The organism is Bifidobacterium sp. SO1 (assembly GCF_018555335.1).
In the GTDB taxonomy this organism is placed as follows: Bacteria; Actinomycetota; Actinomycetes; order Actinomycetales; family Bifidobacteriaceae; genus Bifidobacterium; species Bifidobacterium simiiventris.
This window is the reverse complement of record NZ_JAFEJR010000001.1, coordinates 395,729-421,917: the sequence shown is the minus strand read 5'-3', so window position 1 is coordinate 421,917 and position 26,189 is coordinate 395,729. Positions and strand designations below refer to the sequence as shown.

17 protein-coding genes and 1 tRNA gene are annotated in these 26,189 nt (G+C 63.3%); 15 read left to right on the top strand and 3 right to left on the bottom strand.

The annotated features are described in order from the left end of the window. The first annotated feature begins 55 nt into the window (after window positions 1-55). The 4 genes from JS541_RS01815 to nusG all read left to right on the top strand — a co-directional run bounded on the left by JS541_RS01815 (window position 56) and on the right by nusG (window position 2,762). A complete protein-coding gene (locus JS541_RS01815; RefSeq protein ID WP_214372628.1) occupies window positions 56-1,264 on the top strand; it encodes a pyridoxal phosphate-dependent aminotransferase in 1,209 nt (402 codons plus the stop codon). Between the two features lie 279 nt (window positions 1,265-1,543). Next, window positions 1,544-1,619 (top strand) — tRNA-Trp (locus JS541_RS01810). 35 nt (window positions 1,620-1,654) lie between these two features. After that, entirely contained in the window at window positions 1,655-1,882 is a 228-nt protein-coding gene (secE, locus tag JS541_RS01805; protein WP_214372626.1) for a preprotein translocase subunit SecE, read from the top strand. A 31-nt stretch (window positions 1,883-1,913) separates the two neighbouring features. Further along, on the top strand, window positions 1,914-2,762 hold the full coding sequence (gene nusG / locus JS541_RS01800) for a transcription termination/antitermination protein NusG (RefSeq protein ID WP_214372624.1): 849 nt from the start codon (window positions 1,914-1,916) through the stop codon (window positions 2,760-2,762). A 691-nt stretch (window positions 2,763-3,453) separates the two neighbouring features. On the opposite strand, the gene JS541_RS01795 is transcribed toward nusG, so the two are convergent. Further along, window positions 3,454-4,953 (bottom strand): C1 family peptidase, encoded by a 1,500-nt coding sequence (locus JS541_RS01795; protein WP_214372622.1) that lies wholly within the window; start codon window positions 4,951-4,953, stop codon window positions 3,454-3,456. 233 nt (window positions 4,954-5,186) lie between these two features. Between JS541_RS01795 and JS541_RS01790 the strand changes: the two genes are divergently transcribed. The 8 genes from JS541_RS01790 to JS541_RS01755 all read left to right on the top strand — a co-directional run bounded on the left by JS541_RS01790 (window position 5,187) and on the right by JS541_RS01755 (window position 19,399). Continuing rightward, on the top strand, window positions 5,187-6,170 hold the full coding sequence (locus JS541_RS01790) for an ABC transporter permease subunit (RefSeq protein ID WP_214372620.1): 984 nt from the start codon (window positions 5,187-5,189) through the stop codon (window positions 6,168-6,170). Between the two features lie 66 nt (window positions 6,171-6,236). Beyond that, window positions 6,237-7,208, top strand: a complete 972-nt coding sequence (locus JS541_RS01785) for an ABC transporter permease (protein WP_240539208.1) — start codon at window positions 6,237-6,239, stop codon at window positions 7,206-7,208. 21 nt (window positions 7,209-7,229) lie between these two features. After that, on the top strand, window positions 7,230-9,362 hold the full coding sequence (locus JS541_RS01780) for an ABC transporter ATP-binding protein (protein ID WP_214372618.1): 2,133 nt from the start codon (window positions 7,230-7,232) through the stop codon (window positions 9,360-9,362). A gap of 56 nt (window positions 9,363-9,418) precedes the next feature. Next, a complete protein-coding gene (locus JS541_RS01775) occupies window positions 9,419-11,161 on the top strand; it encodes an ABC transporter family substrate-binding protein (protein ID WP_214372617.1) in 1,743 nt (580 codons plus the stop codon). Window positions 11,162-11,578: 417 nt separating this feature from the next. After that, on the top strand, window positions 11,579-12,556 hold the full coding sequence (locus tag JS541_RS01770) for an aldo/keto reductase family protein (RefSeq protein ID WP_214372616.1): 978 nt from the start codon (window positions 11,579-11,581) through the stop codon (window positions 12,554-12,556). 507 nt (window positions 12,557-13,063) lie between these two features. Beyond that, window positions 13,064-14,905 carry an ABC transporter ATP-binding protein gene (locus tag JS541_RS01765; protein WP_214372772.1) on the top strand — a complete coding sequence of 614 codons (1,842 nt, stop codon included), beginning with the start codon at window positions 13,064-13,066 and terminating at the stop codon, window positions 14,903-14,905. Between the two features lie 162 nt (window positions 14,906-15,067). Then, on the top strand, window positions 15,068-16,882 hold the full coding sequence (locus JS541_RS01760) for an ABC transporter ATP-binding protein (RefSeq protein ID WP_214372615.1): 1,815 nt from the start codon (window positions 15,068-15,070) through the stop codon (window positions 16,880-16,882). A gap of 225 nt (window positions 16,883-17,107) precedes the next feature. Then, window positions 17,108-19,399, top strand: coding sequence for an alpha-galactosidase (locus JS541_RS01755; RefSeq protein WP_214372614.1), 2,292 nt, complete (start codon window positions 17,108-17,110; stop codon window positions 19,397-19,399). A gap of 132 nt (window positions 19,400-19,531) precedes the next feature. Here the strand turns inward: JS541_RS01755 and JS541_RS01750 are convergent, their stop codons facing one another. Further along, on the bottom strand, window positions 19,532-20,548 hold the full coding sequence (locus JS541_RS01750; RefSeq protein WP_214372612.1) for a LacI family DNA-binding transcriptional regulator: 1,017 nt from the start codon (window positions 20,546-20,548) through the stop codon (window positions 19,532-19,534). Window positions 20,549-20,816: 268 nt separating this feature from the next. Beyond that, window positions 20,817-21,914, bottom strand: coding sequence for a LacI family DNA-binding transcriptional regulator (locus tag JS541_RS01745; protein WP_214372610.1), 1,098 nt, complete (start codon window positions 21,912-21,914; stop codon window positions 20,817-20,819). A 294-nt stretch (window positions 21,915-22,208) separates the two neighbouring features. Between JS541_RS01745 and JS541_RS01740 the strand changes: the two genes are divergently transcribed. From JS541_RS01740 to JS541_RS01730, 3 genes are all read left to right on the top strand, one after another. Beyond that, window positions 22,209-23,801 (top strand): extracellular solute-binding protein, encoded by a 1,593-nt coding sequence (locus JS541_RS01740; RefSeq protein ID WP_214372608.1) that lies wholly within the window; start codon window positions 22,209-22,211, stop codon window positions 23,799-23,801. Between the two features lie 317 nt (window positions 23,802-24,118). Then, entirely contained in the window at window positions 24,119-25,111 is a 993-nt protein-coding gene (locus JS541_RS01735; protein ID WP_346428269.1) for an ABC transporter permease subunit, read from the top strand. A gap of 18 nt (window positions 25,112-25,129) precedes the next feature. After that, a complete protein-coding gene (locus tag JS541_RS01730) occupies window positions 25,130-26,083 on the top strand; it encodes a carbohydrate ABC transporter permease (protein WP_214372606.1) in 954 nt (317 codons plus the stop codon). Window positions 26,084-26,189 lie beyond the last annotated feature (106 nt).

Genomic DNA, 26,189 nt, shown 5'->3' with positions numbered 1-26,189 from the left:
CGACGCGACACGCTTCCATACATCGTGCGCCGGGGCTATCTTAGAAGCCATGACTATGGCTGACTGGCAGACTCTTTCCGACCGTATCAACAACGTGGCACCCAGCGCGACGCTGGCCGTCGATGCCAAGGCGAAGGCGATGAAGGCCGCCGGGCTCGATGTGATCGGCTTCGGCGCGGGAGAGCCGAACTTCCCGACCCCCGACTATGTGGTCGACGCGGCCGCCGCGGCGTGCCGTGACCCGAAGAACTACAAGTACACGCCGACGCCGGGCCTGCCCGAGCTGCGCGAGGCGATCGCGGCGAAGACCCTGCGCGACTCCGGCTACGAGGTGAGCGCCGACCAGGTCGTGGTGACCAACGGCGGCAAGCAGGCCGTGTATTCGACGTTCCAAGTGCTGCTCAACGACGGCGACGAGGTCATCATCCCGACCCCGTACTGGACGAGCTACCCGGAGGCCGTCAAGCTCGCCGGCGGCAAGCCGGTGCTGGTGTTCGCGGGCGGCGAGCGCGGTTTCGAGCCGGATCTTGACGCGCTGGAGGCGGCGCGCACCGAACGCACGAAGGCGATCATCGTCAACTCGCCGAACAACCCGACCGGCGCGTTGTGGTCGGCCGAGACGATTCGCGGCATTGCGAAGTGGGCCATCGAGCACCACATCTGGATCATCTCCGACGAGATCTACGAACATCTCAACTACGACGGCGCGAAGACCACGTACATCGGCGCGGCCGTGCCGGAATGCCGCGACCAGCTCATCGTGCTCAACGGCGTGGCGAAGACGTACGCGATGCCGGGCTGGCGCGTCGGCTGGCTGATCGCGCCGCTGCCGGTTGCCAAGGCCGCGTCCAAGCTGCAGGGCCATATGACGTCGAACGTGGCGAACGTGTCGCAGCGCGCGGCGCTGGCGGCCGTGTCCGGTCCGCTCGACGTGGTGTATGCGATGCGTGAGGCGTTCGACGCGCGACGCAAGGCGATCGTCGCCGCGTTGAACGACATCGACGGCGTGATCTGCCCGACGCCGACCGGCGCGTTCTACGCGTTCGCCGACGTGAGCGGACTGCTGAACCGTCCGCTGGGGGAGCGGGGCACCGTGTGCGCGACTTCCTCCGAACTGGCCGCCGCGCTGCTCGAGGAGGCCCATGTGGCCGCCGTGCCGGGCGAGGCGTTCGGCGCCCCCGGATACCTGCGCTTCTCCTACGCGCTCGCCGACGACCAGCTCGCCGAAGGCATGCGCCGGTTCAAGGAGTGGGCGAGCCGTTAAACGAACAGCCCAGTGGGCTGTTCGTAGGTGAGCCCTGAGCGAGGCCGATAGGCTGAGCGAAGGCAGACTTGAGTCCGAGCGTAGCGAGGTCGGCTGTTGCCGGTTGGCGTGATTCCACATCGAGACATGCCGTAAAAACGTTGAAATCCCGTGGTTTTTCCACGGGATTTTTCGTATGATTGGACGAAATCGAAGCCATGCGCTACTATTCCATCTTGGCGGTTTTGCCGGGCGCAAGCGTCCTGTCTGACAGGTTCGCTAGCATGGCAGAGTTCACCTAGGGAAGTGGCGCAATTGGTAGCGCAACGGTCTCCAAAACCGTAGGTTGTGGGTTCGAGTCCCGCCTTCCCTGCCAAGTCTCTTGATGAATATGTGATCGTAAGGATGGTTATGGCGAAGGCAAGCAAGGCCGTCTCGGCAAAGAAACCTAATGTCTTTATGCAGATCGGCTTGTTCATCAAGCAGATCATCGACGAACTTCGCAAGGTCGTTACTCCCACCGCCAAGGAACTGTTCTTCTGGTCTCTGGCCGTTTTTCTTTTCGTGCTGTTCCTCATGGCGCTCGTCACGGGCATGGACTTCGGTCTGGGCAAGCTCGTGCTGTGGATTTTCGGCTGATTTTCGAACCAACCTGAAGGTGAATTGACGCATGAATGATGAAGTGAATCTCGAAAATCTCGATGCCCTGCCGGACATCACGCCGGATGACGAGGCACAGCAGCCTGAAGTGAACCTCGACGCCCTGCCGGTTGACGACGAGAATGACGAGACCGCCTCTGACGTCGCTGCCGAATCCACTCCGGCCGATGCCGTCACTGAACCGGCTGATGAGGATACGTCTGCGTCCGACGAATCCTCCGAACCGTCCGCCGAAGCGCAGGACGCCGGCGCCCAGGCAGTCGAGGAATTCTCCAAGTCGTTGCGCAATCTCGAAGGCAAGTGGTACGTGCTGCACACGTACTCCGGCTACGAGAAGCGCGTGAAGACCAACGTCGAGTCCCGTATCGTCAGCTTCGGTCTCGAAGACAAGATCTTCCAGGTCGAAGTGCCGATGGAGGAAGTCGAGAAGCACACTGACAAGGGCAAGAAGGTCATCACCCGCGTGCGTGTGCCGGGCTATGTGCTCATCCGCATGTGGCCGGATGAGGACGCTCGTCGCATCGTGCGCGAAACCGAGGGTGTGACCGGCTTCGTCGGTCCGACTAAGGATCCGGCGCCGCTGTCGCGCAAGGAAGTCGTCCAGATGATGGCCCCGATGATCGCCTCCGAGGCGCTCAAGAAGGCCGGCGACAAGCCTGCCGCCGCCAAGAAGCGCACCGTCGAGGTCTCCTATGCGGTCGGCGACCAGGTCACCGTCACCGACGGTCCGTTCACCACTATGGCCGCCGTCGTCTCCGACGTCGAGCCCACCACCCAGAAGCTCACCGTGCTCGTGTCCATCTTCGGCCGCGATACGCCGGTGGAGCTGGGCTTCAACCAAGTCGAAAAGCTGCAGTAAACATACGCACACAGGTAAGGCTTCCTTCGGAATTCCGAAGGAAGCCTTTTTGTTGTCGTGACGGTTTCGTCTCCCGGGCTTACGGCCGTTCCGTCCCCTCCAACCGGCCGTAAGCCCGGGAGGGGTGTGCGTATGTCTGGGTGTGATGTGCTGTTTCCCGGGCATACGGTCGGTTTGGTGTCCCGAAACGGCCGTATGCCCGGGAGGTGAGGCCGGGGTGGGGGTGGTTCCCGGGCTTACGGCCGATTGGATACCTCGAAACGGGCGTAAGCCCGGGAAGAGGGTGGCTACACGCGCGGGAAGGAGGCCATAAGCCTCGGAGGTGTTATAGCGGGGCTGGTTCCCGGGCTTACTGCCGTTCTGACCTTTCGAAACGGCAGTAAGCCCGGGAGGTGAGACCGGGGTAGGTGTGGTTCCCGGGCATACGGCCGGTTCAGCCCTGTGAAACGGCCGTAAGCCCGGGAGGGGTGTGCGTATGTCTGGGCGTGGTGTGCTGTTTCCCGGGCATACGGTCGGTTTGGTGCCCCGAAACGGGCGTAAGCCCGGGAGGTGAGGCCGGGGTGGGGGTGGTTCTCGGGCTGTGGTTCTCGGGCTGTGGTTCCCGGGCTTACGGCCGTTCCGGCCCTTTGAAACGGCAGTATGCCCGGGAGGGGTGTAACCCGGGAGGAGAGAGACGGGCTCAGGAGACGGGTCAGCGGCAGGGCTGGGTGAGGGGCTGCCAGGGGTCGAGCTGGACCGGCTCGGCGGTGAGCAGCGCACGCGTCGCCTCGTCAAGGAAGTCCTTGCGGATGATGATCTCGGTCACGAAGCGGTCGAACCATGCGTCGGACATCACGTAGTAGCCGTCCACGCCGTTGTCCTTGCCCCAGCTGTTCTCGACCTTCCAGCGGTTCGGCTTGCCGTTCTCGTCGAGGTTCACGCCGGTGAACGTCATCGCATGGTTGCTCGGGCTGTCGCCGTACTCGAGGCCGTCGGCCTTGTCGAGCGGGAAATCGGTGCCGAACAGGCGATCCACGCGCACGACGGACTGGTCGAAGAAGCCGGCGTCGCGCAGCGAGAACTGCATGCAGTCGCAGGCGAACCAGATCGGGTGGCCGGCCGTGAGCTGGTCGATCGCGGCCTTCTTGAACACGTCGAGCGGCACGTTGACGAACTCCATGTCGCCGGCCTCGGCCACGTTCGCGGAATACCTGATGACGTAGCGCTTGCCGAACGGCGTGCGCTCCATCGGCGAGTTGCACAGCGACGCGAAGTCGTTCACGTCGACCGGCACGTACTTCTTGTAGAACTCGAGCGGCGTGATGCCGGTCTCGCGGATGACCGGGCGGTCGTCGATGCCGGAGTGCTTCTTGCAACCACAGGACTTGCCGGATTCGCACGTGCAGCCGTCGCCGCAATCGCAGGACTTCGCCTCGGCCGCCGAGCCCTTGCAGCAGCCATTGTCCTTCTTGCAGCCGTCCTGCTTGCCCTTCGCGTCGTCGTCGCCCTTGGTGCGCGCGATCCAGTCGAACGTCGCCGGCGGCTCGCCCAGCGAGATCGCGCAGATGCGGTACACCACCGACATCTCCTCGTCCTTCGCCGCGCGCAGGGCCTCGACCGATTCGCCCGCGGCATGACGGCGGCGCAGTTCGGCCGCGAAGCCGTGCAGCTTCGAGTTGAGGTACTGCTTGAACGCGGAGGAGTCCGTGGAGTTGGCCGACTCCGGGTAGGCGCTCTTGGGCACCAGACCGTACTTGTTCACGAGCGCGGCGAACATCTGCCACCAGCCGCCGTCGTCGGACGGGCCGTAGTTGATGGCCTCGAAGACGCGGCTGTCGGTCGGCTCGTCCAGCGTGGCGAGCACGTTCTCGAGGTACGTGTTGGACTTCTCCATCGCGTCCCAGAAGAACAGGTACGTCTCGGAGAACTCGAAGTCCTCGAGGTTCCAGCGGTGCATGAGCTCGTAGCGCAGCGTGTTGAGCGAGGCGAACATCCAGCAGCGGCCGGAGTGCTTCTGGTTGGTGATCGAACCCTGCTTGAGTTCGATCGAGAAGTCGCGCGGCAGTTCGCGCACGCCGCGGTAGTCGGTGGCGGCCTTGAGCACGCCGGACGAGACGGCGGCGTCGGCGGCGACGAGGTTGGCGCGGTCGGCGTTGAAGTCGGCGGCGTACTTGGACAGCAGCTCGGGTTTGATGGCTACGTTGCTTGGCATGACACTTCCTTTGATTGGGCTGAAAAACCTCCCGCATTGTACTGCGTGTTTGCTGTACGGAATCGAAACACAAAATTAACAAACGGGTCCGAGGTGGCTCGTTACCGCTAACTAAAGCGATTTTGACTTACAGCGAAATCGTAAATCAGTCAATACCCCATCTCATATATTGGATTCAATTTTGTGGATTCACCTTCACGGGATAAACCTGTCGAGGCTTTAGGAGGTGAAGGGTGCTCAAGTACATCATCAAGCGCATCGGCAACTACATCATCATGCTGTTCGTGGCAGTGTCGATGACGTATTTCCTGGCGAGCGCGTTCATGGACCCGCGTTCGAACTACATGTCGCGTAATCCGCGCCCGCCGATGGCATCGATCAACCGTTCGCTCGACATGGCGAACATCAACGATCAGACACCCGTCATTATTCGCTACGGTCGCTGGCTCAAGGGTATCGTGACCCGCTGGGACTGGGGTCTGAGCCCCGACCAGTCGCCGGTCGGCCCGGCCATCGCGTCGCGCATCGCCGCGTCGCTGCAGCTCGTGACGCTCGCCACGATCCTCGCGATCATCTTCGGTGTGAGCATCGGCGTGTACACCGCCATCCGCCAGTACAAGTGGCAGGACCGCGTGCTCAACTCGGTCGCCACGTTCTTCCTGGTCATCCCGGCCGCCGTCATGGGCCTGATGGTCGTGCTCATCGCCATCAACTTCAACAACCTCATCGGCACCCGCGCGTTCTATGTGACCGGCCTGCACTCGTACCAAGGCAACAACCCGGTCCTGTGGGTGCTCGACTACCTGCAGCACCTGATCCTGCCGACCATCGTCATGACGATCCCCGGCACGGTGAGCTACCACCTCACCCAGCGCACGTACCTGCTCGACACGATGAACGCCGACTACGTGCGTACCGCGCGCGCGAAGGGCCTGCCGCTCAACATCGCGATCCGCCGCCACGCGCTGCGCACGAGCCTGATCCCGACCGCCGTGGACGTCGCGTTCTCGATCGCCGGCGTGTTCACCGGCGCGGTCATCACCGAGAACGTGTTCGCGATCAACGGCCTGGGCATGTACTTCACGCAGACGATCGCGCAGAACGACATCAACGGCGCGGTCGCCGTGGCCGCGTTCGGCGGCGTGTGCACGCTGACCGGTGCGCTGCTGGCCGACATCTTCTCCGCGTGGCTCGACCCGCGCATCCGACTGAGCTGAGACGCCCGATCCCGATACGTGGAACGTGAGTAAAGGACGATCGATATGATGAACGATTCCGAGAGCATGGTCGCCGACGCGGACGCGACCGACGAGGTGCGCGACTTCCAGCAGGGCGACGGCCAGACGGCCGCCGACGGCAAGTCCGGCAAGTCCGATCACGACGACTTCAAGCGCACCGGCCGCATGATGCTGTACGTGCGCCGCTTCTGCCGCCGCCCGTCCGCCGTGGTCGGCCTGATCGTGCTGCTGATCCTGATCTTCTTCGCCGCGTTCGGCGCGCGCTTCTCGCAGTGGAGCTACGACGAGCCGGACTTCGCCGCGCTCGCCGCGCCGCCGTCCGCCGACCACTGGCTCGGCACGACCGTCGGCGGCTCCGACCTGTACGCGATGATCGTGCGCGGCCTCGGCCGTTCGCTGACCATCGGTATTCTTTCGTCGATCTGCATCACGATCATCGCCGCACTCGTCGGCACCGCGGTCGCGTTCTTCGAGGGCTGGTTCGAGCATGTCGGCATGTGGCTGCTCGACATGCTGCTCGTCGTCCCGTCGTTCCTGCTCATCGCGCTGATCGTCGGCATGGCCAAGGGCGGCAGCGACTGGATCTGGCTGGCGATCGGCCTGACCGCGTTCGGCTGGATCGGCTACGCGCGAACCCTGCGCACGCTGACGCTCTCGCTGCGCGACCGCGAGTACGTGCGCGCCGCGAAGTTCATGGGCGTGCCGTCGTTCACGATCATCGTGCGCCACCTCGTGCCGAACCTCGGCTCCGTGCTCGTCATCAACACCGTCCTCGGCGTCATCGGCGCGGTCAACAGCGAAACCTCGCTGAGCTTCCTCGGCCTCGGCATCAAGGCCCCCGACACGTCCCTCGGCACGTTGTTGAATGCCGGCCAGTCGGTCGTACAGACCTCCCCGTGGGTGCTGGTCTTCCCGTCGATCGTACTGATCATCCTGACCTTCTCCGTGCAGCTCATCGGCGACGGCCTGCGCGACGCGATCGACCCGTACTCCCGTTCCGGCGGCAAGGCCGAGTAACCGAATCGGATGGCGATCATCATGAACGACAAGAACGCAACGACTACGAACGCAACAGGAGCAACCGTGAACGACACCGCGAACGAGAACGAGCAGCCGGTCATCAGCGTGCGCGACCTCACCGTCAGCTTCGCCTCCGAAGCCGGCACGGTGCACGCGGTGCGCGGCATGAACTTCGACCTGTACCGCGGCAAGACGCTCGGTATCGTCGGCGAATCCGGCTCGGGCAAGTCCGTCACGTCGATGGCCATCATGGGCTTGCTCGACAAGAACGCGAAGGTGACCGGCTCGATCACGTACCACGGCGACGAACTGCTCACCAAGTCCGATCTCGAGATGAGCAAGATTCGCGGCAAGGGCATCGCGATGGTGTTCCAGGACCCGCTGTCGGCCCTCACCCCGGTGTTCTCGATCGGCGACCAGATCAAGGAAGCGCTGGTCACCCACAACCCGAAAATGACCGAACAACAGATCCATGACCGTTCGATCGAACTCATGAACCTCGTCGGCATCCCGGACCCCGAGGACCGTTTGAAGTCGTTCCCGCACGAGTTCTCCGGCGGCATGCGCCAGCGCGTCATGATCGCCATGGCCATCGCCAACGACCCCGACGTCATCATCGCCGACGAGCCGACCACCGCGCTCGACGTGACGATCCAGGCGCAGGTGCTCGAAGTCCTACGCAAGGCGCAGCGCGAGACCGGCGCGGCCGTCATCTTCATCACCCACGATCTCGGCGTGATCGCGGGCATCGCCGACGATATCGTCGTCATGTACGCGGGCCGCCCGGTCGAAAAGTCCGACGTCGACACGATCTTCGCCAAGCCGGCCATGCCGTACACGATGGGCCTGCTCGGCGCCGTGCCGCGTTCCGACCGCGAACGCGCCAGCCGCCTCGTGCCGATCCCCGGCTCGCCGATGAACCTCGTGAACATGCCCAAGGGCTGCCCGTTCTCCCCGCGCTGCCCGCTCGCGACCGACGTGTGCCGCCAGAGCGAGCCGGCCATGCAGCCGGTGCCGGGCCGCGAAGGCCAGTTCGTCGCCTGCCATCGCGCGGCCGAGATCGTGAGCAAGGGCCTCACGTTCCGCGACGTGTACACCGTGGGCGAGGCCGTCAAGTCGAAGTTCGACGGCGTGCCGCGCGAGCAGCGCAAGACCGTGCTCGACGTGCAGCACATGCGCAAGACGTTCCCGCTGACCGGCGGCGGATTCCTGCGCCGCAAGATCGGCGAGGTGCGCGCGGTCGACGACGTGACGCTCAACGTGCGCGAAGGCGAGACCGTCGCGCTCGTCGGCGAATCCGGTTCCGGCAAGTCCACGACGCTTATGGAGATCATGGAATTCGCCAAGCCGCAGGAAGGCGAGATCGAGATGTTCGGCACCAAGCTCGAACGCAAGATGCCGCGCGAACAGCGCCGCGAACTGCGTTCCGCCGTGCAGTACGTCTTCCAGGACCCGATGAGCTCGCTCGACCCGCGTCTGCCGATCTACGACATCCTCGCCGAGCCGATGAAGGTGCAGCACTACTCCAAGGAGCAGATCCGCGAACGCATCGCCGAACTCATGCGGCTCGTCGAACTGAACCCCGATCAGGTCGACCGCTTCCCGACGCAGTTCTCCGGCGGCCAGCGCCAGCGCATCGCCATCGCGCGCGCCCTCGCCGTCAACCCCAAGCTCGTGCTGCTCGACGAACCGGTGTCCGCGCTCGACGTGTCCATTCAGGCCGGCGTGATCAACCTGCTCGAGGACCTGCAGAACAAGCTCGGCGTGGCCTACCTGTTCGTGGCGCACAACCTGTCGGTCGTCCGCCACATCTCCAGCCAGGTCGCCGTCATGTACCTCGGCCGCATCGTCGAATCCGGCGAGACCGAGGACGTGTTCGAGCATCCGCTGCACCCGTACACGCAGGCGCTCATCAGCGCCGTGCCGGTGCCCGATCCGGCCGCCGAGCGCACGCGCAAGCGCATCGTGCTCGAAGGCGAAGTGCCCAGCCCGACCGAAACGTTCAAGGGCTGCCCGTTCGCCGGCCGATGCCCGCTCATGCCCACGCTGAGCGCCGACCAGCAGGCCCGCTGCCGCGGCGAAAAGCCGATGCTGCGCGCCGCCAATGCTTCCCGACCGAGCGGCCATCAGGTCGCATGCCATTTCGCATGACAGGTCGGACCCTGCGCGAGGGAATCCCACGCAGGTTTATTAGAGAGGAAACAACCATGAAGAACATGCGCAAGATGACCGCCGTCGCGGCATCCGTCGCGGCGTTCGCCATGCTGCTCGCGGGCTGCGGCAGCACGGGCAACGGCAACGGTTCCAACGGTGCCGCCACCGCGACCGAAGAACCGGCTGCCGGCTTCGATTCGTCGTACACCGGCGCGCTGCCGATGCCGAAGACCGACCAGCGTTACGACAACCACCTCGACCGCGACAAGGTCAAGGACGGCGGCACGCTGACCCTGCCGATCTCCGAGATCACCTCCAACTGGAACTACCTGTCCACCGACGGCAACACCGGCTATATGTCCGAGCTGTGGGGCTGGTACCAGCCGCAGCTGCTCATGACCGACGAGGTCGGCGGCGACCCGATCAAGGTCAACCCGGACTACCTGACCGACATGAAGCTCGTCAGCTCCGACCCGATGGTCGTGCAGTACGACATCAACCCGAAGGCCAAGTGGAACGACGGCAAGGACATCGACTGGACCGCGTTCGAGGCGACCTGGAAGGCCCTCAACGGCAAGGATGCCAACTACAACCCGCCGAGCACTGACGGTTTTGACCGCATCGCCAGCGTCAAGCAGGGCGACAACGCCAAGCAGGTCATCGTGACCTACTCCGAGCCGTACTACCCGTGGCAGCTCGTGTTCTCCTCGCTGGTCAACCCGGAGGCCGGCGACGCCAAGACCTTCACCCAGGGCTGGGTCAAGAACCCGCACAACGAGTGGGCTGCCGGCCCGTACAAGGTCGACTCCTTCAACGACAACAGCGTGACCTTCGTGCCGAACCCGAACTGGTGGGGCGACAAGGCCAAGCTCGACAAGGTCGTCTACAAGGTCATGTCCTCGACCGCCGAGATCAACGCGTTCCAGAACGGTGAGATCGACGCCTCCACCTCCATCTCCACCAAGGACAACCTGAAGGCCGTGCGTTCCGTCAAGAACGCCCAGCTGCGCTACGGCTACAGCACCAAGACCCGCGTGCTCGAGTACAACGGCAAGTCCAAGCCGCTCGACGACCTGCAGGTGCGCAAGGCCCTGACCCAGGCCTTCGACGCCGACACCTACAACAAGATCCAGTTCCAGGGCATGGACTGGGACGCCAAGCGCCCGGGCTCCGAGATGCTGCTGCCGTTCCAGAAGGGCTATGAGGACAACATGCCCGCCGAGTCCAAGTTCAGCACCGACAACGCCAAGAAGACCCTCGAGGCCGACGGCTACACGATGGGCGACGACGGCTACTACGCCAAGGACGGCAAGACCCTCGAGGTCTCCTTCACGTTCTTCGGCGACGACGCCACCCAGCAGGCCCTCGCCAACGCCTACCAGGCGATGATGAAGAAGGCCGGTATCAAGGTCAAGGTCGTGAACGTGGCCGAGTCCAAGTTCTCCGACACCGTCATGAACGGCGACTATCAGGTGCTGCCGATGGCCTGGCAGTCCACCGCGGCCCTCGGCTTCGTGACCTCCGCCCCGCAGCTGTACACCTCCGACGGTCCGTCCAACTTCACCTACGTCAGCTCCGACGAGGTCGACAAGCTCGTCAAGGCCGCCGGCGCCCACGAGAAGTACGACGACCAGGCCGCCGCCGTGAACAAGGCCGAGAAGGCCGCGCTCAAGCTCTACGGCACCGTCCCGGTCTCCAACCCGGGCGCCTACGTGGCCGTCAAGAAGGGCCTCGCCAACTACGGTCCGTCCGGCTTCGCCGGCAACCTGCCGCAGAACATCGGCTGGGAGAAGTGAGCCTTCTTCTCGCATAACTGAATTTCCCACCTTGCCCGAGTCGGGAACACTCGGGCTTGGGCGGGCATGATCGCCTTCGTGCGCGTCTTAACTTCTCCTTATTCTGCGCGCACGACCGCGATCGGACGTGGCCTCCTCGCGGCGTACCTTTCCGGTGCGTTGCGGGGAGGCTTTTTCGTGTCCGGCTGTTCGGGGTTTGGCTCATGCGATGGCATGTGGCTGATAAATTCCGTCCCATGGCTAGGAGGTATCGGCGTTTCGCGATTTGCGTTCAAGTGGGGTTGAACCTTTAGGGTTGTTAGCGTAAACATCGGATACGGTTCCGGGTGAGATCGATGGCACGGCTGCTGCGATCGCGTTTGGTGAATCGATTCGATCTGCAACGGACGCTGTACGACATAAAAATAAGGAGCAACCATGAAGTACCGCAACGTGGGCAAGGCCGGCATCAAGGTGAGCGAGATCGCGCTCGGCAGCTGGATGACCCGGCTCGAGGACACCGCCGCCGTCGACAACGCGATGGCCATCGCCGACGCCGCGTTCGACGCCGGCATCAACTTCTACGACTGCGCGGATGCGTATTCGGGCGGTGACGCCGAACGCTTCCTCGGCCGGTTCATCGCCAAGCACGAGCGCGAGGACCTCGTCATCTCCAGCAAGGTCTTCTTCGGCACCGGCAAGAGCGTCAACGGCCGGGGCCTGAGCCGCAAGCATATCTTCAACAACTGCGAGCGCAGCCTCAAGAACCTTGGCACCGACTACATCGACCTCTACTACTGCCATCGCTTCGACACGACCACGCCGCTCGAGGAGACGCTGCAGGCCCTGAGCGACCTCGTCGACCAGGGCAAGATCCTGTACTACGGCGTGTCCGAGGAGTGGAGCGCCGCGCGTCTCGAGCGCGCCGAGCGCATCATCTCCGAGCGCGGCCTGCACCCGCTGACCGTCGTCCAGCCGCAGTACAACATGGTCGACCGCTACATCGAGCACGAGATCGTCGAGACCTGCGAGCGCTACGGCATCGGCATCACGCCGTTCTCCCCGCTCGCGCAGGGCCTGTTGACCGGCAAGTACCGCAAGGGCCAGCCGCTGCCGGCTGGCTCGCGCGCGACCTGGCAGTCCGACCACCAGATCAACGCCCTGCTCACCGACGAGAACCTCGACAAGGTCGAGCAGCTGAGCAAGATCGCCGACGAACTGGGCATCAAGATGCCGGTGCTGGCGCTCGCGTGGATCCTGCGCCTGCCGGTCATCAGCTCCGTGATCGTCGGCGCGAGCAAGCCGAGCCAGCTCGAGTCCAACATCGCCGCCTCCGGCGTGGAACTGCCCGCCGACGCCCTCGAGCAGATCGACCGCATCCTCAGCTTCAAGCGCTTCGAGCGGCATGTCGGCTGACGCGTAAACGCGAAGCCCGGTGGGCTTCGCGTAGCGTCAGCCTGAGCGAGCCGGTAGGTGAGCGAAGGTCGGATTGAGTCCGAGCGTAGCGAGGTCCGTAATTGCAGCGCCGCAGGCGACGCGTCAAGACGTCCCTGCGCTCCCTCGCTCTTTCCAGTGGCAGTTTTTCTCGCCGGGCAATCCTCGACGAGAAAACCGCCACATGCGTAAAACGGCGGCGAACGATAATTTCGCAACGAGCCGAAAACTTCGGCGAATCACCGCAAACCGTTGGAATATCAAGGCAACACGCACACAGGCGTAAGGTTGAAACGTAATCTCGTTCGACTAACCTAGTTCACGTTTGCGAATCCGAACAGGGGTTTCGGCCGGCGATGGAGAGCGCCGGTTGCGGGACGCTCGAAACACGACGGTCGTGAATCGTGGCGGCAGCGAATGTCGCGTGCGGCGGGGAGAACGTCGCACCATACCACAAGCAAACAATCAAGAATGCGGGGATTTCTTCACATGTACGTCGATCCGACGAAAAACCAAGACAAGGGCAACCTGCGCTGGATCCTGCCCTACTGCAAACCCGACCTGCCGCGCGTGGCCGGCGCGATGCTGCTGTTCTGCGCCAACAACGTGATGGCCCTGACCATCCCGCTGATCACCGGCATGATCGTCGACCAGGTCATCACGCAAGGCCACACCGAACGCCTTGTCCACTACTGCATGCTCATGATCGTCATGACGGTCATCCGCGTGGGCTCGCGCTATGGATACCAGATGTGGATGGAACGCTTCGGCCAGAACTCCATCTACCGGCTCGTATGCGACGAATACGAGAAGCTGCACGAGCTCGACTTCACCTACTTCAACCACACGCGCACCGGCGACATCATGAGCCGCATGACCTCCGACACCGACGCGCTGCGCCACATGCTCAGCTGGGTCAGCTACCAGATCGCCGACTGCGTGGTCATGTTCATCGGCGCGCTGTGCGTCATGTTCTCGATCGACTGGCGACTGGCGCTCGCGCTCGCCTGCGTCACGCCGTTCATCTTCGTGCTCACGCGCAGTCTCTCCACGCACGCGCATCCGCTGTTCTTCGCGATCCGCAACTCGCTCGCATCCCTCAACTCGATGGTCGAGGAGAACATCGAAGGCAACCGTGTAGTCAAGGCCTTCGTGCGCGAGCCGTACGAGACGCAGAAGTTCGACGAGCACAACGACGACTACATGCAGCGCAACATGGCGCTCGCCTACAACTCGCGCAAGTACATGCCCTGGCTCGACGGCCTCGGCTTCAGCCTGCAGCTCATCACGCTCGGCCTCGGCGGCTTCCTCGTCATCAAGGGCGACATGACGCTCGGCAACCTCGTGAGCTTCAACTCGTTCCTGTGGATGATTGACGGCCCGGTGCGCGCCTCCGGCTGGCTCATCAACGACTGGCAGCGCTTCAACGCCAGCTGCATCAAGATCCGCCGCCTGCTCACCGAACAGCCGCGCATCACCGAAAAGCCCGACGCGAAGGAGACCGTCAAGCAGGCCGTCGCCATCGCCGAACAGGTCGGCGCGCCGCATCCGACGACCCCCGACCGCATCAGCGGCGAAATCCGCTTCGACCACGTCAGCTTCGCGTTCCCCGACGATCCGGAGACGCCGATCCTCAAGGACATCGACTTCTCCATCCCGGCCGGCGCGAAACTCGGCATCCTCGGCGAAACCGGCGCGGGCAAGTCCACGCTTGTCAGCCTCATCTCGCGCTTCTACGACCCGACCGTCGGCCACGTGCTCATCGACGGCATCGACGCGCGCGACTGGCCGCTGACCACCCTGCGCTCGCAGGTGTGCATCGTGGCGCAGGACACGTTCCTGTTCTCCGACACGATCGGCGGCAACATCGGCTTCGGCGCCGGCTCCGACACCGACGACTGCTACATCCACAAGATGGCGCAGATCGCCGGCGCGGACAACTTCATCAAGGCCATGCCGCAGGGCTACGACACGGTCGTCGGCGAACGCGGCGTCGGCCTGTCCGGCGGCCAGAAGCAGCGCCTGTCGCTGGCCCGCGCGCTCGCCGACAACCCGAGCATCCTCATCATGGACGACACCACGTCGGCCGTCGACATGGAGACGGAAGCCGAGATCCAGAAGCACCTGCGCGAGATGGACGGCAACAAGACGATCGTGACGATCGCGCACCGCATCTCGTCGGTCAAGGACTCCGACCTGATCCTCGTGCTCGAGCACGGCCGCATCGTCGAACGCGGCACGCACGCCGAACTCGTCGCGCAGCACGGCCGCTACTGGGACATCTACCACAAGCAGCTCGGCATGCAGTCCGGCGCTTCGCAAGGATTCTGATCATTATGCGTGCGTTGTCATTTCGACTGAGCGTAAGCGAGCGGAGAAATCTTTCGTGCGGCAATGATCCGGCAAGATTTCTCGACTCCGCTTCGCGTCGCTCGAAATGACAACGTGAGTGGGCAACGACATCCGTATCAAGGACTTGTACAAGGACTTTTCATGGCACAACGCAATACCTATCGCGAGGATGAGGAACTCGAGGAGACCATCAACTTCCACGACATCCTGCGCGTCGGCAAATACCTCAAACCCTACCTGCCGCAGGTGGCCCGCATCCTCATCGTCGTCATCTCGATGAGCTGCATCGTCGTCACCGTACCGTACCTGACCAAGATCATGATCGACGACGCGATCCCGAACAAGGACCTGGCCAAGCTCGGCCTGCTCGCGGCCGGCCTGTTCTGCCTTATCGTGATCTACGAGCTCGCGCTACGCTACCGCACGGTGGCGATCACGCGCGTCGGCCAGCTCATGCTCAAGGACATGCGCCGCGACCTGTTCACGCACATCCAGACCCTGCCGTTCAGCTACTTCGACTCGCGACCGCACGGCAAGATCCTGATCCGCGTGGTCAACTATGTGAACACGCTGTCGGATACGCTTTCGTCCGGCCTGATCAGCGTGTTCGCGGACGTGTTCACATTCTTCGTCACGCTCGTCGTCATGTTCGCGATCGACTGGAGGCTCGCGCTGTGGAGCCTGCTGCTGTTCCCCGTGCTCATCATCTGGGTGCGCGGCCTGCAGTACTTCCAGCGCAAGGCCTACCAGAAGCTCTCCAACAAGCAGAGCAACCTGAACGCGTTCATCCACGAGTCGATCGCCGGCGTGAAAACGACGCAGACGTTCGCGCGCGAGAAGAAGCAGTTCGAGATCTTCCAGCAGCAGCAGGACGACGTGCGCACCGCATGGATGCACGCCAAGCACATCGAATTCCTCATGTGGCCGGGCGTGCAGACCATCTCCGTGATGACCATCGCGTTCATCTACTTCGTGGGCATCACCGGCTTCGGCGGCGTGAACGTGACCACCGGCATGCTGATCGCGTTCGTCGGCTACGCGAACAACTTCTGGAACCCGGTCATCAACATCGGCAACTTCTACAACCAGCTCGTCACCTGCTCGGCGTACCTCGAGCGCATCTTCGAAACGCTCGACGTGCGCCCCGAGATCGCGAACAAGCCGAACGCGGCCGACCTGCCGCAGATCCGCGGGCGCGTCGACTTCAACGACGTGGTGTTCCGTTACGAGGACGACGGACGTAACATCCTCAACCTCGTGGACTTCCATGTCGAGCCCGGCCAGACGATCGCGCTCGTCGGGCCGACCGGCGCCGGCAAGACCACGATCGTGAGCCTGCTGTCGCGCTTCTACGACGTGTCGGAAGGATCGGTGACGATCGACGGGTACGACGTGCGCGACGTGACGCTCGAATCGTTGCGCCGGCAGATGGGCGTGATGCTGCAGGACACGTTCATCTTCTCCGGCAACGTGCGCGAGAACATCCGCTACGGCAAGCTCGACGCGACCGACGAGGAGATCGAGGCGGCGGCGAAGGCGGTGCATGCGCACGAGTTCATCATGGAGCTGCCCGACGGGTACGACACGGCGGTGGAGGAGCGCGGTTCGACCCTGTCGGCCGGCCAGCGCCAGCTCATCGCGTTCGCGCGCGTGCTGCTCGCCGACCCGCGCATCCTGATTTTGGACGAGGCGACTTCGAACATCGACACGCGCACCGAGGAGGCGCTGCAGGCGGGCCTGCAGCATCTGCTCAAGGGACGCACGAGCTTCATCATCGCGCACCGTCTGTCGACGATCGAGAACGCGGACGAGATCTTCTACATCGACCACGGCCAGATCATGGAGCATGGCTCGCACAGGGAGCTGCTCGCCAAGAAGGGCGCGTACTACCGGCTGTACGAGTCGCAGTACGCGATGATCCGCGTGGCGACGGGCGCCGAGTCCGCGGAACGCTGACGTGTGAGGGTGAGACGGTCCGTGAGGGTCGTCTCACCCTTCGTCGTTGAGCGGGATGCGGCCTTTCCTGAACATGCGAGGCGGTTTTCCGGGCATGGAGGGGCCTTGCCGAATCCGCCTCACGGTTTCGAGAAGGCGGGCGCGCTCGGGCATCCGGGCGTGTGCGCGCGTCTTCGACTGGCATAATGGCATACAAAGCACACCACCACAATCGAGGGAATCCTCATGACCATCATCGTTAACGATAACCTCAAGCAGTTTCATCTGACCAACGGACAGGTCAGCACGATCCTCAAAGTGGTTGACGGCAAGCTCGTCAACCTGTACACCGGCGCGGCGGTGCCCGATGCGGGACTCGATGCGGCAACGGCCGGCACCGCGGCTCCAGCGGCGGGCGGCGCCGCGGAATCGACCGACTTCGGCTACCTCATCGACGATCATTTCCGCGTACAGTCCGCCACCGAACGCGACGAGGACGGCCAGCGCTTCCCCGAACACCAGCGCTTCGAATACCCGGAATTCGGCCACGGCGACTACCGTCACCCGGCCATCGAAGTGGCGCAGCCCAACGGCTCGCGCATCACCGACCTGCGCTTCGCCGGCTACCGGGTCTCCTCCGGCAAGCCGGCCCTGCCCGGCCTGCCCGCCACGTTCCCCGAAGCGCGTGACGGCAAGGTCGTCGAGGATTCCCCAGCCGCCGAGACATTGTCCATCGGCCTCGTCGACGAGCCGACCGGCCTTGCGGTGACGCTCAATTACACGATCTTCCGCGATGAGGCGGTCATCGCCCGTTCCGCCGTCATCGCCAACCACGGCACCGAACCGCTGACCCTCACCCGTGCGGCCAGCCTCAACCTCGACCTGCCGGACGCCGACTACGACATGATCGAGTTCACCGGCGCATGGGCGCGCGAACGCGAACCGCACCGCCAGCCGCTGCACGCCGGACTCCAGCAGATCGAGTCCCTGCGCGGCGCGTCCGGCCCGTACTTCAGCCCGGCCGCCGTGTTCGCCCGTCCCGCCACCGACGAGGACGCGGGCGAGGCGTTCGGCCTCACCTTCGTCTACTCCGGCAACTTCGACCTACACGCCGAAGTCGACACCTACGGCGCCACACGTCTGCAACTGGGCATCAACCCGTTCGGCTTCGCATGGCGGCTCGAACCCGGCGAATCGTTCCAGACCCCGGAGGCGCTGCTCGGCTACAGCGCCCACGGCCTGAACGCGCTGAGCCAGACCTTCCACCGCATCGTGCTCGACCACCTGCAGCGCCCGACGTGGGCGCGCCGCGAACGCCCGGTGCTCATCAACAACTGGGAGGCCACCTACTTCGACTTCACCGAAGCCAAGCTGCTCGACCTCGCGCGGCTCGCCAAGCAGGCCGGCATCGAACTGTTTGTGCTCGACGACGGCTGGTTCGGCGCCCGCACCTCCGACCGCTCCGGCCTGGGCGACTGGACCGCCAACCCCGACCGCCTGCCCGAGGGCATCGCCGGCATCGCGCGCAAGATCAACGATCTCGGCATGCAGTTCGGCCTGTGGTTCGAGCCGGAAATGGTCAACAAGGACTCCGACCTGTATCGCGCCCACCCCGACTGGGTCATCGCCACGCCCGGCCGCAGCCAGTCCGTGTACCGCCACCAGTACGTGCTCGACTTCGCCAACCCGGCCGTGGTCGACAACATCTACGGGCAGATGCACGCGATCCTGTCGACTGCAAACGTTGCCTACATCAAGTGGGACATGAACCGCTTCATCACCGAGGCGTTCGACGCGACGCGCGGCGCCGAGCGGCAGGGCGAGCTCATGCACCGCTACATCCTCGGCGTGTACGCGCTGTACGAGCGCCTGTTCTCCGCGTTCCCCGATCTCATCATCGAGGGCTGCGCGTCGGGCGGCAGCCGTTTCGATTACGGCATTCTCGCGTATTCGCCGCAGGCGTGGACGAGCGACGACACCGATGCGGTCGAGCGCATGTCGATCCAGTACGGCACGAGCTTCTTCTTCCCGGTCGCCACGATGGGCGCGCACGTCTCGATCACGCCGAACCACCAGACCGGCCGCAACGAACCGCTGTCGACCCGTGCGAACGTTGCCATGTTCGGCACGTTCGGCTACGAGATGGACCTGACCTCGACTTCGGCTGAGGACTTGGACGAGATCGCCGGGCAGGTCGCGTTCTTCAAGGAGCACGCGCCGCTACTGCATAACGGCGACCTGTACCGGCTCGTCGCCCCGTACGACCACCGTCGCATGGCGTGGATGAGCGTGGCCGCGGACCGTGCGCACGCGATCGTCGGCGATTACGTGATCCTCGGCGTGCCGAACAAGCCAAAGTCGCGGCTGCGGCTGCGCGGTCTGGACGAGACGGTGCGTTACCATGTCGTCTCCACGGACAGCCGGTTCGACGCGGTGCGTTCCGGCGGCGAGCTCATGCACATCGGCATCGACGACACCGACCTCGGTCCGGACTTCGCCTCGCGCATCTACTTGCTCGACTTGCTCGACCGCGCGTGAGACCGGTCAGCGCAACCTGATCCGCGCTGATTGGCAGACGCCTGCCCCGGCTGGTCTACAACGGCCGTGACTGAGTCCCCGTTCCCGGATGAGGGCTCGGTTATGGCCGTTGCCGTATAAGTCGCACAATGATCACCGCGTGGACTCGCGCACGACGAGGCGGGAGACGGCGGTCATCTCGCGCGGCGGGTCGTCGGCCCCGTTGATGCGGTCGATGAGCGTGTCGACGCACTGCTTGGCGAAATCGTCGAAATCCATCGCGATGGTGGTGAGCGAGGGCGTGTAGAACTCGCCCTCCTCGATGCCGTCAAGCCCGGTCACCGACACGTCCTCGGGAATGCGCACGCCGCAGTCGAGCAGCCCGCGCATCACGCCGATCGCCGACTCGTCGTTCACGCACACGACCCCGTCGAAGTCCAGCCCCGATCGCACGACATCGACGATCGCATCGCGCGACGCCTCGCGGCTCCACGAATGGTTGGGCACGAAGTTCCACGGCTGCGGCTCGATCCCGTTGCGCCACAGCGCCCGCTGGAACCCGGCCACGCGCTGCCAGCCGGAATCCCACGCGTTCTTGATGTCGTCGTATTCGCGGAAGTTGGCGCACGAGAACAGCAGCCGCTTGCATCCGCGCGACAGCAGATACGAGGTCGCCGTGAACGCGCCCTGTTCGCAGGCGACGTTCATCATGTCGTAGCCGGCGTGCTGCTCGAGCGGGTTGAGCATGACCGTCGGCTTGCCGCCCAGCCGAGTGCGCACCTCGGCAAGACTGAGCTTGGTTGGGCTGAAGATCACGCCGTCGCAGATTTCGCTGGATATGTGCCGCAGGACGGATACCTCGTTTTCTGTGGCGTACATGGTCTGCTGGATGAGCGTCTGGTAGCCGCGCGAGAGCGCGTACTGCGAGATCGCGTCGGAGATGTGCATCGAGTACGGGTTGTGCAGCTCCTGCAACACGAGCGCGATGGCGTTCGACTTGCCGGATCGCAGCATGCGGGCCGAGATGTTGACCGTGTAGTGGAGTTCCTCGGCGACCTTGAGGACCTTGTCGCGCGTGGCGGGGGAGATGCTGGGGTCTGCGTGCAGCGCGTACGAGACGGTGGCCTGGGAGACGCCGGCCTTGGCGGCGATGTCGCGCATGGTGACCATGACCGGGCTCCTTTCGTTGGGATTGCGCTGTGTATCAAGTGTAGTGAGTGGGCGTGCTTACCGCGAGTCGTTGCGAATCATGACTTTGTCATTTCGACCGAGCGTAGCGAGCGGAGAAATCCTGCGTGATGGGATGGGAAGATTTCTCCGCTCCGGCTTCGCCTCCGGTCGAAATGACAGGGGGTGGTCGGCTTCGCCTCCGGTCGAAATGATAGGTAGGACGTGCACTCGCTTCTGATCGGGGCGACGAGGAAGCCGAAAAACGCAGTTACCGTGTGGACTCGCGCACGACGAGGCGGTATTTGGCGATGAGCCGCTTGGGCATGGCGGCCGACGCGGCGGATGAACCGCCGGCGCGCGCGTTGTCGGCCGCGCTCGCGGACGGACTGACGGTCTGTCCGTCGCCGTCCGCATCGTCGTCGTTGAGCTGCGCGAGGATCGTGTCGATCGCCTGCTTGGCCATGTCGTCGAAGTCGAACGCGATCGTGCTCAGCGACGGATTGCTGGTCGTCGCCTCGACCACGCCGTCGAATCCGATCACCGACACGTCGTCGGGGATACGCAGTCCGTGGTCCTGCACGCCGCGCAGCGCGCCGAGCGCGAGCGCATCGTTCGCGCACACGATCCCGTCGAATTCGATCCCGCGTTCGATCGCGTTCTCGATCGCCCATCGTCCGTCGTACGAATTCCACTTGCTGTCGACGAACCGTTCCGGTTCCAGCGGCAGCCCGTTGCGCAGCAGCGCCTGCTGGAATCCGGCCATGCGCTGCACGCCGGTGTTCGGACTGACCGAGGTCACCTCATACGGTTCGAACGATTTGCCGAGGAACAGCAGTCGCCGGCAGCCGGTCGACAGCAGGTATGATGCAGCCGTGAACGCGCCTTCCTGGCAGGGCGTGACGATCGCGTCGAGTTCGGGGGCGGCGTCGGACGGGGAGAGCAGCACGGCCGGTTTGCCGGCGAGCTGCTGTTTGATGCGCGAGCTGGAGATGATGGTCGGGCTGAAGATGACCGCGTCGCAGAACGCGCTCGTGACGTGTTCGAGGATCGACGTCTCGTTTTCCTGGCTGTACAGCGTCTGCTGGATGACGATCTGCATGTCGTGTTTGAGCGCGTATTTGGAGAACGAGTCGGCCACACACACCGAGTACGGGTTGCCGAGATCCTGCAGGACGAGTCCGATCGCGCCGCTGCGGCCTGATTTGAGGCTGCGTGCCGACAGGTTGGTCGAATAGTTGAGTTCGCGGGCCGCGTCGAGGACCTTGCGGCGGGTTTTCTCGGAGATGCTGGGGTCACCGCGCAGGGCGTACGATACTGTCGCCTGCGACACGCCGACCTTGGCCGCTACGTCGCGCATGGTAACCATAACCACTCCTCGTTGATGAAGGCTTGAAAATACTGAAACGAATAAGCCGTTCTGATTAGGTAACTTATACCAATCACCGGATATTTTCAAATTACCGATATCGTTAATTTGACACGAATAAGAACGGGCGCTATATTGTTTCTTGTCATCAACTGATACGTATCAGTGAACGACTGGGAGGTCGATCACCGAACGGCTAAGCGAGGCGCGGCGACGCGCCAAGCCGAGGAGCGATGTCGCCGTGCGTATCAGCTTTGACGGAGCAAAAAAGGAAGGTTCCAAAGGTAGGTTCCCATGAATTCAACGATGAAGAAGGCATGCACCGCGTTCGCGCTGGTCGGCGCGATGTCGATGGCCCTCGCCGGCTGCGGCAAGTCCGATGCCTCCGGTGAAGTCGACGCCAACGGCAATCCGATCATCAACGTCCTCGTCCAGTACGACGGCACCGGCCGCAAGAAGGTCGACACCAACCCGTGGATCAAGGATCTTGAGAAGGACTGCGGCTGCACCATCAAGTGGACCGTCGTCCAGCAGGACGCCTGGGCGCAGCAGAAGGCCGGCATGCTGGCCTCCGGCGAGGTCCCGCAGGTCGCCATCCGCGCCTTCGGCCCGGACGACACGCTGAAGTACCCGTACTTCGAGGAGATCTCCCAGCACCTCGACAAGCTGCCGAACGTGCAGGCGTTCTTCAAGGAGAACCCGGAGGCCCGCCGTATGGTCGCCGACCTCGACGGCAAGTTCTCCGTCATCTCCGCCGGCTTCCCGATGGGCGCCAACTCCCAGCACTGGATGATCAACAAGACCTGGCTCGACAAGCTCGGCCTGCAGATGCCGAAGACCTGGGACGAGCTGGAGAAGGTCCTCATCGCGTTCAAGACGCAGGACCCGAACGGCAACGGCAAGGCCGACGAGATCCCGTTCAACCTCAACGCCATCGGCACCGGCGGCTACGGCTGGTGGACCCCGATGCTGGCCCTGAACTCGACCGGTTCCGTCACGCAGGCCCAGGGCGGCCCGTGGCAGAACGGCATCACCATCAAGGACGGCAAGGTCGGTTCCTGGATGACCTCCGACAACCTGCGCCAGGTCATCGAATGGTACTCCAAGCTGTTCGGCGAGGGCCTGATCCCGTCCGACGCGCTGACCAACGACGTCGACGAGCTGCCGGGCACCGAGTCCGCCCCGACCGTCGGCCTCGCGTTCACCTACCAGAAGGCCGCGTTCGGCTCCTGGAAGGACCAGTACGTCTCCATGCCGACCCCGAAGGCTACCGCTGACATGTCCGACAAGGACGTGGTCTGGGATGCTTCCGGCGACTACGGCAAGTACGAGAACTACCACCTGACGATCAAGAAGGACGCCCCGAACATGGACACCGTCCTGAAGCTCGTCAACCTGCTGTACTCCACCAAGTACTCCATCCAGCAGTACTACGGCGACATCCCGGATCTGGTCACCGATGACGGCAACAACACCTACACCCTGTCCGACAAGCTCTACGCCGACACCACCGTGCAGTACAGCTTCGGCCAGTGCTTCGCCGGCTGGTTCCCGAAGGACGTCACCATCAAGGGCGACGTGAACGCCGACGCCATCGCCGAGGCCGAGAAGCCGTACGAGGCCGACTACGCCAACTACGACAAGAACTCCGACGCGATGCCGATCTGGGTCAAGCCCGATCAGACCGACCAGGTGACCATCTCCAACAACAACACCAACATCCTCAACTACGCGAACCCGCAGATCGCCAAGTGGATGAAGGGCACCGACAAGATCACCGACGATTCGTGGAACGCGTTCGTCGAGAAGGTCAACAAGCTCGGCATGACGCAGAACATCGAGCTGTGGCAGAAGTGGTACGACAAGTACCAGGAGCAGAAGTACTGATCCGGATTCGAACTGAACGAATCTGATCAATACTGATCGACTGAACAATACAGCGCGTTGCGAGTCTCTCGCATTCTCGGCCCCCTCAGCTGAGGGGGGCTGTCAGCGAAGCTGACTGGGGGAGCGTCAAAGCCAGGCGTTCCAAAACGTCGGACTACCCCTCAGTCAGTCTTCGACTGACAGCTCCCCCAGCAAGGGGAGCCGAGATGACTTGTGTTTCGCAACGCGCTTTCCATGTCTTACGGTCTGTTTGACTTCACCGAATCAGCACAACGACACATAGGTGCGCACGATTCGGTCACAAAAAAGGAGAAAATGTGTCATCCGCAACGAAAGAGGCTCCGGTGACCGGCGGCAAGACCGCCTCGGTCGCGGCGAAGAAGCCCGCCGGAACCGTCCAGGAAAACAACGCCACGTTCGGCGCGAAATTCAAGCGCCAGATGCAGCGCAACTGGGTGCTCTACCTCATGCTGCTGCCCGCAGTGTTCTTTGTCGGCCTGTTCGCCTACGTGCCGATGTACGGCCTGCAGCTCGCATTCCGCGACTTCGACCCGACGGCCGGCTTGACCGGCGGCAAGTTCGTCGGACTCAAATACTTCCAGCAGTTCTTCGAAACCCCGCAGTTCTGGGACATCATGCGCAACACCGTCGTGATCGCACTCGGAACGCTGATCCTCGGCTTCATCGCCCCGATCATCCTCGCCCTGCTCATCAACCAGATCGGCTCCAAGGGCGTCAAGGGCTTCGTGCAGACCATCACCTACATGCCGCACTTCATCTCGACGGTCGTCATGGTCTCGCTCATCAACATCTTCCTCGACCCGAACACCGGCATGATCGGCAAGATGTTCCACGGCCAGATCCTTATGGAATCCACCAAGGCATTCGCCCCGATCTACTGGCTGACCGAAGTCTGGCAGCACTGCGGATGGAACGCCATCATCTACCTCGCGGCCCTCTCCGCGGTTGACACCTCGCTGTACGAGGCCGCCAAGATGGACGGCGCCGGCCGACTCCAGCTCATCAAGTACGTCGACATCCCGACCATCATGCCGACCTGCATCGTCCTGCTCATCATGAACATGGGCTCCGTGCTTGCCGTCGGCTTCGAAAAGGTCTGGCTGATGCAGAACGCCATGAACCTGCCGGTCTCCGAGGTCATCTCGACCTTCACCTACCGCATCGGCATCATCGGCTTCCAGTTCAGCTACGGTACCGCAATCGGCCTGTTCAACACCATCGTCAACTTCATCTTCGTCGTCGCCGCGAACTTCATCTCGAAGCGCGTCAGCGAAACGAGCATCTTCTAAGGCAGGGAGGAAACCATTATGAGCGCAACAACAGCAATGCCTGCCAAGCTTGACGGCGGACAGATCCCGTGGAACAAGCACAAGATGCAGACCAAGGGCGTATCCGACTGGGTCGTCGACATCATCATGTGGGTCATCATTGCGGCCGTCATTGTCGCGGTCATCTACCCGCTGTGGTTCATCGTCATCGCATCGTTCTCGAACCCGCAGATGGTCAGCGACGGCGAGGTGACGCTTTTGCCGAAGGGCGTCACGTTCAAGGGCTACGAGCGAGTCTTCGCCGACGACCGTATCTGGCAGGGCTATCTGAACACGATCATCTACTCCGTGGTCGGCACCGCGGTCAACCTGATCGTGACCATCCCGGCCGCGTTCGCCCTGAGCCGCAAGGACCTGTGGGGACGCCGCGTGATCATGTTCCTGTTCACGTTCACCATGTACTTCGCGGGCGGCATGATCCCGAACTACCTGCTGTACAAGGACCTCGGCTTGCTCAACTCCATGTGGGTGTTCATCCTGCCGGGCGCGGTTTCCGTGTGGAACCTGATCATCGCGCGTTCGTTCTTCGACACCTCGATTCCTGAGGATCTGCATAACGCCGCGCAGATCGACGGCATCGGCTACTTCGGCTACTTCATGAAGATCGTCCTGCCGCTGTCCTCCGCGATCATCGCCGTGCTGGCGCTGTACTACTTCGTCGGCCACTGGAACGACTACTTCACCGGCTTGATCTACGTGAACAAGGAAGAGAAGTACCCGTTGCAGAACGTGCTGCAGTCGATCCTGCTCGGCGCGCAGACCGCCGCCACCGGCTCGACCGGTTCCGGCGTGAGCGCCGTCGCCCAGCAGCAGATCGCCGACCAGATCAAGTACGGCGTGATCATCGTGTCCACTTTGCCGCTGCTGATTCTCTACCCGTTCCTGCAGAAGTACTTCAACAAGGGCGTCATGATCGGAGCGGTTAAAGGCTGAGCCGTTAAGCGGACAGTCCAGTGGACTGTCCGTAGGATCAGCCTGAGCGAGGCGGTAGCCGAGCGAAGGCAGCAAACAAGTCTCGCCGTAGGCGAGTCCGTAATTG